Origin of the sequence: Hydrogenophaga sp. 70-12 (assembly GCF_001897365.1) — a bacterium.
Lineage (GTDB): Bacteria > Pseudomonadota > Gammaproteobacteria > Burkholderiales > Burkholderiaceae_C > Hydrogenophaga > Hydrogenophaga borbori.
The window spans coordinates 1-10705 of sequence record NZ_MKSS01000218.1; the positions used below are offsets into that span (position 1 = coordinate 1).

The 10705-nt window shown below is 69.7% G+C and carries 11 protein-coding genes and 1 pseudogene; 4 read left to right on the forward strand and 8 right to left on the reverse strand.

Going from position 1 to position 10705, the window contains the following annotated elements:
* The 4 genes and pseudogenes from gyrB to BGO22_RS12835 form a co-directional block, all read left to right on the forward strand.
* Nucleotides 1–283: pseudogene (gene gyrB, locus BGO22_RS12820) on the forward strand (DNA gyrase subunit B); the annotation flags it as partial.
* Between the two features lie 39 nt (nucleotides 284–322).
* Nucleotides 323–910, forward strand: coding sequence for a TetR/AcrR family transcriptional regulator (locus tag BGO22_RS12825; RefSeq protein WP_286851153.1), 588 nt, complete (start codon nucleotides 323–325; stop codon nucleotides 908–910).
* A gap of 122 nt (nucleotides 911–1032) precedes the next feature.
* Nucleotides 1033–2352, forward strand: coding sequence for a sulfite dehydrogenase (gene soxC, locus BGO22_RS12830; protein ID WP_286851154.1), 1320 nt, complete (start codon nucleotides 1033–1035; stop codon nucleotides 2350–2352).
* Entirely contained in the window at nucleotides 2339–2977 is a 639-nt protein-coding gene (locus BGO22_RS12835) for a c-type cytochrome (RefSeq protein ID WP_286851156.1), read from the forward strand. Before soxC ends, BGO22_RS12835 begins: the two co-directional genes overlap by 14 nt.
* Nucleotides 2978–3048: 71 nt before the next feature.
* Here BGO22_RS12835 and BGO22_RS12840 read toward each other — a convergent pair whose 3' ends face one another.
* The 8 genes from BGO22_RS12840 to BGO22_RS12875 form a co-directional block, all read right to left on the reverse strand.
* A complete protein-coding gene (locus BGO22_RS12840) occupies nucleotides 3049–3987 on the reverse strand; it encodes a DMT family transporter (protein WP_239478217.1) in 939 nt (312 codons plus the stop codon).
* Between the two features lies 1 nt (nucleotide 3988).
* A complete protein-coding gene (locus tag BGO22_RS12845) occupies nucleotides 3989–4678 on the reverse strand; it encodes an EthD domain-containing protein (RefSeq protein ID WP_286851159.1) in 690 nt (229 codons plus the stop codon).
* Between the two features lie 26 nt (nucleotides 4679–4704).
* Complete coding sequence (locus BGO22_RS12850; protein ID WP_070399689.1) at nucleotides 4705–5415, reverse strand: ABC transporter ATP-binding protein; 711 nt, start codon at nucleotides 5413–5415, stop codon at nucleotides 4705–4707.
* 11 nt (nucleotides 5416–5426) lie between these two features.
* A complete protein-coding gene (locus BGO22_RS12855; protein WP_204743740.1) occupies nucleotides 5427–7208 on the reverse strand; it encodes a branched-chain amino acid ABC transporter ATP-binding protein/permease in 1782 nt (593 codons plus the stop codon).
* Between the two features lie 59 nt (nucleotides 7209–7267).
* Nucleotides 7268–8191, reverse strand: a complete 924-nt coding sequence (locus tag BGO22_RS12860; protein WP_204743741.1) for a branched-chain amino acid ABC transporter permease — start codon at nucleotides 8189–8191, stop codon at nucleotides 7268–7270.
* A gap of 55 nt (nucleotides 8192–8246) precedes the next feature.
* Nucleotides 8247–9440, reverse strand: coding sequence for an ABC transporter substrate-binding protein (locus tag BGO22_RS12865; protein ID WP_070399686.1), 1194 nt, complete (start codon nucleotides 9438–9440; stop codon nucleotides 8247–8249).
* A gap of 56 nt (nucleotides 9441–9496) precedes the next feature.
* A complete protein-coding gene (locus BGO22_RS12870; protein ID WP_286851162.1) occupies nucleotides 9497–10276 on the reverse strand; it encodes an SDR family NAD(P)-dependent oxidoreductase in 780 nt (259 codons plus the stop codon).
* A gap of 9 nt (nucleotides 10277–10285) precedes the next feature.
* The coding region (locus BGO22_RS12875) for an FAD-binding protein (protein WP_286851164.1) at nucleotides 10286–10705 on the reverse strand (420 nt) is incomplete at its 5' end.

Sequence of the window (10705 nt, forward strand, 5' to 3'; positions counted from 1 at the left end):
GAAGGAAGAGCGCGTGAGCGACTTCCGCACCGCCATGCAATGGCTCATCAGCGAAGCCGAACGCACCACCGCGCGCCAGCGCTACAAGGGCCTGGGCGAGATGAACCCTGAGCAGCTCTGGGAAACCACCATGGACCCCGAAGTGCGCCGCCTGCTGCGCGTGCAGATCGACGACGCGATCGAGGCTGACCGCGTGTTCACCATGCTGATGGGCGACGAGGTAGAGCCGCGGCGCGACTTCATCGAGACCAACGCGCTGAGGGCCGGCAACATCGACGTCTGACCGGCCTGGCGATCGCCGGCACCGCCCCACCGCCCTGTCATGGATGTGACCGACTACCCCGAGTTGCCGCAGCGGGCGCGCATCGTGAAGATCGCGGCCCAGCTGTTCGCGCAGCGCGGGTACCACGCGGTCGGCATGAGCGACATCCAGGAAGCGGTGAAGCTCGGCCGCGGGGCGCTCTACCACCACATCCGCAGCAAGGAAGACCTGCTGTACGACGTGACCCGTGAGTACATCACCGAGCTGGCCGACAGCGCGCTGCGCCTCAAGGCCGAGGAAAGCGACCCGGTCGCGCGGCTGACCCGGCTCGGCTCGGTCCTGGTGCACAAGGTGGCCTCGCACCAGGCCGAGCTGACGGTCTGCTTCCGGGACGTTCAGTCGCTCTCCACCGAACGCTGCAACGAGGTCATGGGCTGGCACGGCCGCTACGAACAGGTGTGGCGCGACACCATGATCGAAGGCGCGGAACAAGGCGTGTTCCGGCCCTTCGATGCGCTCGTGCTCAAGGGCGTGCTGGGCATGTACTACTACTGCTACCTCTGGATGAAGCCGCAACGGCCCGAGGGCGCGCAGGCCATCGCTGAGCGCTTCAACGACCTGACGCTGCGCATGCTGCGCGCCACCTGACACGGCGGACCGGCGCCTGCACGGGTAAACCCCAGTGATCTTCCTTGGCGAATGCCGCCATAGTAGTCTGTACCGATCGGTCGGTTGGTAGACATCCCACAACACCCCACTGGAGACAAGCCGTGAGCAAGGAAGACCCAGGCCAGCGCTTGGTGCGGCAGGCCCAATCGGAGCTGGCGACCACGCGGTCCATCACCCACCCGCGGCAACCCGCACGGCGACAGCTGTTCGCGCAGACGGCGGCGGCGGCCGCCGGCCTGGCGGGCCTGGCCGCGGCCGGCCCGGCCCGGGCCGCGCTGCCGGTGCCGCCATCCAACCTGCGCCCGGGCACGCCGATCCCCGAGAACGAATACGGCATGCCGTCCAAGTTCGAGGCGCACGTCAAACGCCGGCGCACCGACGTGCTGGTGAACAAGCAGAACTTCTCGGACTGGAGCTTCACGCCGGTCCACCAGCAGCACGGCATCGTCACGCCCAACGGGCTGATCTACGAGCGCCACCACAACGGGGTACCGGAAATCGATCCGGAGCAGCACCGGTTCGCCATCCACGGCATGGTCCGCCAGCCGCTGGTGTTCACCATGAGCGACCTCATGCGCTACCCCTCGGTGTCGCGCTTCTACTTCATGGAATGCTCGGGCAACGGCCTGACCGACTGGCTCAAACCGGCCTCCAAGACCGTGCAGCAAACGCACGGCCTGCTCTCGTGCACGCAATGGACGGGCGTGCCGCTGTCCGTGCTGCTGGACGAGGCCGGCGTGGACCCCAAGGCCACCTGGGGCCTGGCCGAAGGCGCCGATGGCTCGGCCCACGCCCGCAGCCTGCCCATCAAAAAGCTGATGGACGACGCCCTGCTGGTGTACGCCACGGGCGGTGAAATGCTGCGCGCCGAGAACGGCTACCCGCTGCGGCTGTTCATCCCCGGCTGGGAGGGCAACGTCAGCATCAAGTGGCTGCGCCGCCTGAAGATGGGCGACAAGCCCTGGCACCTGCGCAGCGAAACCGCGCGCTACACCGACCCCATGCCCAACGGCAAATGGCGCCAGTTCAGCTTCGCCATGGAGGCCAAGTCGGTGATCACCTCGCCCTCGGGTTCGATGAAGGTGCAGCGCGGCCCGGTGGAAATCATCGGCTTCGCCTGGTCGGGCCTGGGCAAGATCCGGGCGGTGGACGTCACCGTGGACGGCGGGCAGACCTGGCGCCAGGCCGAGCTGGAAGAACCGGTGCTCGACAAATGCCTGACGCGCTTTCGCCTGCGCTGGAACTGGGACGGATCGCCCGCCAAGATCGCCAGCCGCGCGGTGGATTCGACGGGCTATGTGCAACCCACCGTGGAAGACATCCAGAAGGTGCGCGCCATCACCGGCTTCGTGCAGCACCACAACGGCATCTTCCCGTGGACCATCAACACCGCCGGGGAGGTGAGCAATGCGATCGCTTAACACCCTCGTTCCCCTGGGCTGCGCCATGGCCTGCGCCTGGCTGCTGGCGGGCAGCGCGCAGGCCGCACAGCCCACACAGCCCAAGGACCCCGGTGCGCACGCCACCGCGGCGCCGGCGGTCAAGGCCGCGTTCGGCCAACCCATTACCGAGGCCGAACTGGCCAGCTGGAACATCGACATCCGCACCACCGACGGCGCGGGCCTGCCGGACGGCAGCGGCACCATCGCCCAGGGACAGGCGGTGTACGACGGCAAGTGCGCGTCCTGCCACGGCGCCAAGGCCGAGGGCGGCATCATGTTCGGCACCATGGTCGGCGGCATCGGCTCCTTTACCACCGAACGCCGCCTCCTGACCCCGGGCAGCATGTACCCGTTCGCACCCGTGCTCTTCGACTACGTGCGCCGGGCCATGCCGCTCACCCAGCCGCAGTCCCTGAGCAACGACGAGGTCTACGCCGTCACCGGCTACATCCTGCACCTCAACGGCCTGCTGCCGGCCGACGCGGTGGTGAACGCCGCCACACTCAAGGCGCTCAAGATGCCCAACCGCGACGGCTTCATCGTCGACGACCGGCCCGACACCAAGGCCGTGCGCTGCATGAGGGACTGCAAGGTTTTGAGATGAAGTACTGAGCGACTGGCCTCGTGGGTGCAAGGCCCACGGGGCCACGGTGAGTACCGCTCATCCCCGTCGCGTCAGCCCCGCCGCGCGAACCCCAGCCGCGACCCCAGGATCACGCTCGCCAGCCCCAGCGCGTGCCACCCCGTCAGCGCCTCGCCCATGAAGGCCACCGCGAAGGCCACGCCGAAGATCGGCACCCAGTAGAAGCCCATCGCCGTGCGCGCGATGCCCAGGCGCGCGATGGACAGGTTCCACACCAGGGCCGCCACGCCCGTGGCCAGCATGCCCGAGTACAGCACCAGCGACCAGGTCGTCAGCGAGGCCTGGGCCAGGTCCGACAGGCGCGCCTCGGGCGACAGGGCCGCGTGCAGCACCAGCAGCGTGGCGCCAATGACGTGCACCACCCAGCTGATCTGCAGCGCCGTGAAGGCCCGGGACAGGCGCTGCACCGCGATGCCGCCCGAGGCGAAGCACACCACCGAGGCGATGATGAGCGCGTCGCCCCAGGAGCCGCCGCCCAGCTGCGCGCCCGGCCGGTTCAGCACCACCAGGGCCACGCCGGCAAAGCCGATGGCCACGCCGGCCAGGCGGCGCGCGCCCAGGCGTTCGCGAAAGACCAGGGCCGCCAGCAGGGCCGACACCAGCGGCCCCAGCGACATGATCAGGGCGCCGTTGGTGGCGGTGCTGCGCGCCAGCCCGGCCGAGAACAGGATCTGGTTGCCATAGACCATGACCAGCGCGCAGCCCGTGAGCGCGAGCAAGGCGCGCGCGCTCAGCACGGGCAGGCGCTCGCGCCGCAGGAACAGCAGGGCCGTGAGCGCGAGCGCCGCGACGACCATGCGCACGGCCGCCACGGTCAGCACGTCGAGCGAGCCCGTGAGCGCCTTCACCACCGAGAGGTTGACGCCCCAGATGGCCATCGCGCCCAGCAGCAGGGCGTAGGCGCGCCGGCCTTCGCCGCCGCCGTTCAGGCCCGCGTGGGAGGACGCTCCGCTCGCCGCGCCGCCGGCCACGTCAGCCCACCACCACGTGGCGTTCGACCAGGAAGGTGGTGATCTCGGCGATGAACTCGCGCGCGTGCGACATCAGGGTCTGGCCTTTGGGCGAGGCAAAGGCCTGGTCCAGCGAATCGGTGTCGTCGAACCAGAGCTCGACGATGCCGTCGATGGGCCAGGCCTCGCGCGACACCGGGTGGCCCTTGGGCGCCTCGCGGCCCACGATGAGGTTCTGCCGGTAGCCGCGCACGCCGGCCACGCGCTTCACCAGGTGGGCGTGCTCCTGCCGCCATTCGCGCTGGAATTCCTCGGCCGAGACGTCCTCGCGCCGGCGCAGCAGCGACATGCGCTTGAGCAGCGGGCGGCCCGCGTCCGGTGGTATCACCTCCATCTGGTCGATGGTGACGATGCGCAGGTCGCCGATGAAGCGCTGCTCGTCGGCGATGAGCGCCTGGCCGGCGTCGGTCCGCAGGGCCTCGCGCATGGCGGCTTCGCTGTCGAACCAGAGCATGGAAAAGCCGTCGAGCCGCTCCGGCCCGCGCGGGTAGCTGAAGCCGCGCTGCTGGCTGTCGACGACGGGGTTTTGTTCGTAGCGGCGCAGGCCGGGCAGCTGGGCCGCCAGGGCGCCGTGGTGCCCGCGCCAGTGGCGGCGGAAGTCCTCGTCGCTCCAGCCCGCCTGCTTCTGGATCAAACCCGATCGCACGATCATGGAACAGTCCTCCGGGTGGGGCGCGCTCAGTGCGCGCCGAGGTAGGCGGCTTTCACCTTGGGATCGTTCAACAGCTGCGCGCCCGAACCTTGCAGGGTGATGCGGCCGGTCTCGAGCACGTAGGCGCGGTCGGCCACGCCCAGCGCCTGCTTGGCCATCTGCTCGACCAGCAGGATGGTCAGGCCCGATTCGCGCAGCTGGCGGATGGCGTTGAAGATGTCCTTGATGATGAGCGGCGCCAGGCCCAGCGAGGGCTCGTCGAGCAGCAGCAGGCGCGGCTCGCTCATGAGCGCGCGCGAGATGGCGAGCATCTGCTGCTCGCCGCCCGAGAGCGTGCCCGCGAGCTGGTCCTGGCGTTCGCGCAGGCGCGGGAAGCGCCCGAACTCGCGCTCGATGGAGCGCATCACGCCGGCCTTGTCCTGGCGGCGCGCGTAGGCGCCGAGCATCAGGTTCTCGCGCACGGTCTGGTCGGGAAAGACGCCGCGGCCCTCGGGCGACAGGGCCACGCCCAGGCCCACGCGCCGGTGCGGCGCCAGGCGCGTGCAGTCGGTGTCGGCGATGCGGATGCTGCCGCCGGCGGCCGGCTCCAGGCCGGCGATGCAGCGCAGCAGGCTGCTCTTGCCCGCGCCGTTGGCGCCGATGATGGCGATCACTTCGCCGGCCTTCACTTCCAGGCTGACGCCTTTGACGGCCTGGATGGCGCCGTAGGCCACCTCGAGCTGATCGATCTTGAGCATGTGGTGTTCCCTCAGGCCGCCGACGGGGCGGCCTCGTCCTCGACGCCGAGGTAGGCCTCGATCACGCGCGGGTTGTTCTGGATCTCGGCCGGCTTGCCTTCGGCGATCTTGATGCCGTAGTCGAGCACGATGACGTGGTCGGAGATGGACATGACCAGGTCCATGTGGTGCTCCACCATCAGGATGGAGATGCCGCAGCGCGCGATCTTGAGCAGCAGCTGGCCCAGCTCGGCGGTCTCCTGCGGGTTGAGGCCGGCCGCGGGCTCGTCGAGCAGCAGCAGCTGCGGTTCGGTGGCCAGGGCGCGCGCCAGCTCCACGCGGCGCTGCAGGCCATAGGGCAGGCTGCCGGCGGGCGAATGGGCCAGGGGCAGCAGGTCCACCAGCGCCAGCAGCTGCAGCGCGCGCTCGGTGGTGCGCGCCTCTTCGCGCCGCGCCGATGGCAAGGCCAGCAGCGAGGCGAAGAAGCCGTTGCGCATGCGCGTGTGGTGGCCGAGCTTGACGTTGTCCAGCACCGAGAGCTCGGCGAACAGCCGCAGGTTCTGGAAGGTGCGGCCCATGCCCAGCTGGCAGATGGCGTGCGCGGGCCGGCCGCCGAGGTTCTGGCCCAGGAAGCAGATCGTGCCCGCGCTGGGGTCGAGCACGCCCGTGACCATGTTGATCATGGTGGACTTGCCGGCGCCGTTGGGGCCGATCAGCGCGTGCACGTGGCCGCGCTGCAGGCGAAAGCTCACGTCCTGCGCGGGCTTGACGCCACCGAAGGACTTGGAGACGTTCTCGACCACCAGCAGGTCGCCCGTGGCGTCCTCCGAGGCCGGGCGGTAGGCGCGTGGCTGGCTGTCCAGCGGCGGCTCAGGCGTTTTGCGCCAGCGCGCGAACACGGCGTTCAACAGCCCCATCACGCCGCCCGGCATGGCGTACAGCGCGAACAGCAGCAGGAAACCGTAGAGGAAGTGCTGCGCGGCGGGCCAGCGCGCCAGGGCCGCGTCGATGGCGGTGAGGATCACCGTGCCCACCAGCGGCCCGTACTGGGAGCCCGCACCGCCGAACAGCACCAGCAGCAGGATGAAGATCGACAGGTGGAAGGTGATGAAGTCGGAGTTGATGTACTGGTTCTGCTGCGCCACCAGCGCGCCCGCGATGCCGCAGGTGACGGCGGCGACCACGAAGGCGATGACCTTGGCGCGGTAGACCCGCACGCCCACCGAGGACGAGGCGATCTCGTCGGCCTGCAGCGAGAGCAGGGCGCGGCCGAAGCGCCCGCCCACCAGGTTGCGCAGCAGCAGGTGGGTGATGGCGCACAGCGCGACCGTGAGCCAGACCCACTGCTGCGTGCTCAGCGGGTTGTCGCCCCAGGTGAGCGGGCGGATGCCATAGACGCCCTGCGCGCCGCCGAACACCTCGGTCCACTCGCTCACGAGTTTTTCCACCACGATGCCGAAGGCCAGGGTCACCATCGCCAGGTAGGGGCCCTTCACGCGCAGCGAAGGCAGGGCGATGAGCACGCCGAACACGCCCGAGACCACGGCCGCCAGCGCCAGCGCGATCCAGGGGCTGATCTCGGTGCGCGTGGTCAGCAGGGCCACGGCGTAGGCGCCGGCCGCGAACAGGCCGGCCTGGCCCAGCGACTTTTGGCCCGCGTAGCCCACCAGCACATTCATGCCGGCCGCGCACAGGTAGTACACGCCCATCATGAACAGGATGCGCAGGTAGTAGTCGTTGTTCAGCGCGAAGCTGAGGCCGACCACCAGGGCCACGGCCAGCAGCACGCCAGCGATGTGCGGGACGCGGGTCATGGGACGACTCGGTGCGCTGTGCGCTGCGATGCGAGCCCCTTCGGGCGGCCGTGCGGGGCTCATACCTTCTCCACCGTGCGTGCGCCAAACAGGCCGGTCGGGCGGAAGGCCAGCACCAGGATGACGAGCGCGAAGATCGCCACCTCGCGCCACTGCGCCTGCCAGAGGTTCACCATCGACTCGATGACGCCCAGCGCGAAGCCGCCGATGACGCAGCCGCGCGGGTTGCTCAGGCCGCCGATCATGGCGCCCGAGAAGCCCTTGAGGCCCACGGTCAGGCCCATGAAGAGCGAGGCCTGGGCGATGGGCGCCAGCAGGAAGCCCGAGAGCCCCGCGAGCGCGGAGCTGACGACGAAGGCGATCACCATGATCGCCTTGGTGTTGATGCCCATGAGGCTGGCGACGGCGCCGTTGGCGGCCACCGCGCGCATGGCCTTGCCGAGCAGGGTGCGGTTCATGACGAAGTCGAAACCGATCATCACCACCACGGCCAGGCCCAGCATGAGCAGCTCTTGCGGCCGCACGCCCACGCCCATGAAGCGGATGATGTGGTCGCCCACGGGGCTGGGCACCACCACGGGCTTGGGGCCCCAGATGGCCAGGCCGATGCTCTGCAGGATGACGCCGAAGCCCAGGGTGCTCATGACCCAGGCCATGCCGGGGCGCCCGGCGAAGGGCCGCACGCCGATGGCGTAGAGCAGCCAGCCCAGCAGGCCCATGACGCCCAGGGCGCCGAGCAGGGCCATCAGCTGCGCCGCGGCGCCGGGCTCGGCGTCGCCGAAGCTGGTGGCCGTCAGCGGTTTGCCGATGGCGAGGAACAGCACGCTCATGCCGACGAAGGCGCCGGCCGACACGAACTCACCGTGCGAGAAGTTGAGGGTCTTGGTGGTCGTGAAGGTAACGCTGAACCCCAGCGCGACCAGGGCGTAGGCACCGCCCACGCACAGCCCGCTGAGAACCGCCTGCAAGAGCGCTTCTGTCATGTCTGTCTCCGGGAGAAGGGCGATCGGACCATCGCGGGCCCGATCGCCCGGCCGCTCACTGCTTGAAGTCCGCCGCGGTCAGGGATTTCAGGATGGGGTCGCTGTAGGGCAGCAGCTTGCCGTCCTTCCAGCGGATCCAGACGAAGTCCTCGGCGGTCAGCGCTTCGCGGTCGGTCTTGCTGAAGGGCTTGTTGTAGGTCTTGAGCACGCCCTGCACCGGGGCCTTGAGGTCTTCCAGCGCGGCGCGCACGGCGGCGCCGTCGGTGCTGTTGGCCTGCTTGGCCGCGGCGGCGTAGAGCAGCACCGAGTCGTAGCCGTGCAGCGCGAAGGAGAAGGCGCTCGGGGCCTTCAGTTTCGAGCCGATGCGGTCGTACAGCTTCTGCTGCGCGGGCGTCTTCTCCTCGCTCACGGTGCGCATGAAGATGGGCTTCTCGGCCAGGGTCTTGCCGGCGGCGTCGTAGAAGGTGATGTTGTCCGCCGCCCACGAGGTCAGCGTGAGCGGGAAGTAGTTCACCTTCTCCATGCTGCGCACCAGCTGGGCGATGGGCGTGCCCTGGGCCCAGACGACCACGGTGTCCACACCGGCGGCCTTCATCTTGTTGAGCTGCGAGGTCATGTCGGTGTCGCCGACGCCGAAGTGCTCGGTGGCGACGATCTTGATGCCCTGCTTCTCGGCCAGCTCCTGCATGTCCTTCAGGCCGCCCTGGCCGTAGCCGGTGGTCTCGGCCATCAGGCCCACGCTTTTCGCGGCGCTGTTCTTCTTCACGTAGGCCATGAGCGCGGCCACCTGCTCGCGGTCGACCATGGAGACGCGGAACATGTAGTTGTCGCCCGAGCCCATGGGCGCGGTGATGGCGGTGCCCGAGCCCACGTTGCCGATCACCGGCACCTTCTTCTGGTTGGCGATGTGCTTCCAGGCCATGGCGTTGCCCGAGTTGGTGGGGCCGAACACGGCGACCACCTTCTCGTTGTCGATCAGGTCGGTCATGTTCTGGATGGACTTGGGCGGCGCCGAGGCGTCGTCGCGCACCACCAGCGCCAGCTTCTTGCCCAGCACGCCGCCAGCGGCGTTGATGTCGGCGATGGCCGCCTCCATGCCGATGACGGCGGCCTGGCCGCTCTGCGCCGAGGGCGAGGCCGAGAGGTCGCCGTTGTAGCCGAGCTTGATGTCCTGGGCCTGGGCGCCGCCCGCGAAGGCCGCGAGGGCGATGGCCGACAGCGCGGCGCCCCAATAACGCTTGATGTTCATCTTTCTTGTCTCCTGTGGTCGAGTGAGGTGGCGGGAAGGGTGGCTGGGCGCGGGTGTCACACCGCGAGGAAACCGCCGTCCACCGGCAGCGTGATGCCGGTGACGTAGCGGGACATGTCGGAAGCCAGGAAGACGATCGGACCGACGAGGTCCTCCGTCTGGCCCACGCGGCCCATGGGGATGCGCGTCATGAAGCCTTGCAGGCGCGACGGGTCCTCGCGCGTGGCGGCGGTCATGGGCGTTTCGATGACGCCCGGCGCCAGCGCGTTGACGCGCACGCCGAAGGGCGCGAGCTCCTGCGCCAGCGACTGCGTCAGCAGCTTGATGGCGCCCTTGGAGGGCGCGTAGCCGAGCGAGGCGCCCTGGCCCGCGTAGGCGGCGATGGAGGCCATGTTGACGATGCAGCCGCGCGTGGCCTTGAGGGCGTCGAGAAAGGCGTGCGTGACGTTGAAGGTGCCGTGCACGTTCACGTCCAGGGTCTTCTTGAAGTTCTCGGCCGCGCGCGGGCTGGCGGTGGTCTCGCGGATGATGATGCCGGCGTTGTTCACCAGCAGGTCGACGGCGCCCACCTCGCGAGCGACCCGGGCCGCGAGCTCGCGGCAGGCCTCGGCCGAGGTCACGTCCAGCGCGAAGGACCAGGCCTCGCCGCCGGCCTCGCGCACCAGGCGCGCGGTTTCTTCCACGGCCACGGCGTTCATGTCGGTGGCGACGATGCGCGCGCCGGCCTGCGCCAGGCCCAGGCAGAAGGCCCGGCCGTTGCCCTGGCCGGCGCCGGTGACGAAGGCCAGGCGGCCCTGCAGCAGGCGCGGCGCGAGCGTGTCGGGGTAGGTGGGCATGGCGTCTCCTCAGGCGGTGGGGGCCAGTTGTTCGCGCGCGCTGGCCGCGGGCGCGGTGGCGGGCGGCGCCAGCGGCGCGGCCTTGGCCAGCTCCTGGCCCGCGATGTAGCCGAAGGTGATGGCCGGGCCCAGGGTGATGCCCGCGCCGGGGTAGTTGCCACCCATCACGCTGGCGGCGTCGTTGCCCACCGCGTACAGGCCGGCGATGGGCTGGCCCGCCGCGTCCAGCACGCGCGTCTTCTCGTCGGTGACCAGGCCGGCGAAGGTGCCGATGTCGCCAATGACCAGCCGGATGGCGTAGTACGGGCCGTGTTCCAGCGGGGCCACGCAGGGGTTGGGCGTGACGGTGGCGTCGCCCTGGTAGCGGTTGTAGGCCTTGCTGCCCTTGCCGAAGGCCGGGTCCTCGCCCTTCGCCGCGTGGCGGTTGAA

Excerpts from the sequence above, each read along its gene's own strand:
- BGO22_RS12870 (WP_286851162.1), bottom strand. The coding sequence starts at position 10,276 with ATGCCCACCTACCCCGACACGCTCGCGCCGCGCCTGCTGCAGGGCCGC.
- BGO22_RS12835 (WP_286851156.1), top strand. The coding sequence starts at position 2,339 with ATGCGATCGCTTAACACCCTCGTTCCCCTGGGCTGCGCCATGGCCTGC.
- BGO22_RS12845 (WP_286851159.1), bottom strand. The coding sequence starts at position 4,678 with ATGATCGTGCGATCGGGTTTGATCCAGAAGCAGGCGGGCTGGAGCGAC.
- BGO22_RS12855 (WP_204743740.1), bottom strand. The coding sequence starts at position 7,208 with ATGACCCGCGTCCCGCACATCGCTGGCGTGCTGCTGGCCGTGGCCCTG.
- BGO22_RS12850 (WP_070399689.1), bottom strand. The coding sequence starts at position 5,415 with ATGCTCAAGATCGATCAGCTCGAGGTGGCCTACGGCGCCATCCAGGCC.
- BGO22_RS12860 (WP_204743741.1), bottom strand. The coding sequence starts at position 8,191 with ATGACAGAAGCGCTCTTGCAGGCGGTTCTCAGCGGGCTGTGCGTGGGC.
- BGO22_RS12865 (WP_070399686.1), bottom strand. The coding sequence starts at position 9,440 with ATGAACATCAAGCGTTATTGGGGCGCCGCGCTGTCGGCCATCGCCCTC.
- BGO22_RS12825 (WP_286851153.1), top strand. The coding sequence starts at position 323 with ATGGATGTGACCGACTACCCCGAGTTGCCGCAGCGGGCGCGCATCGTG.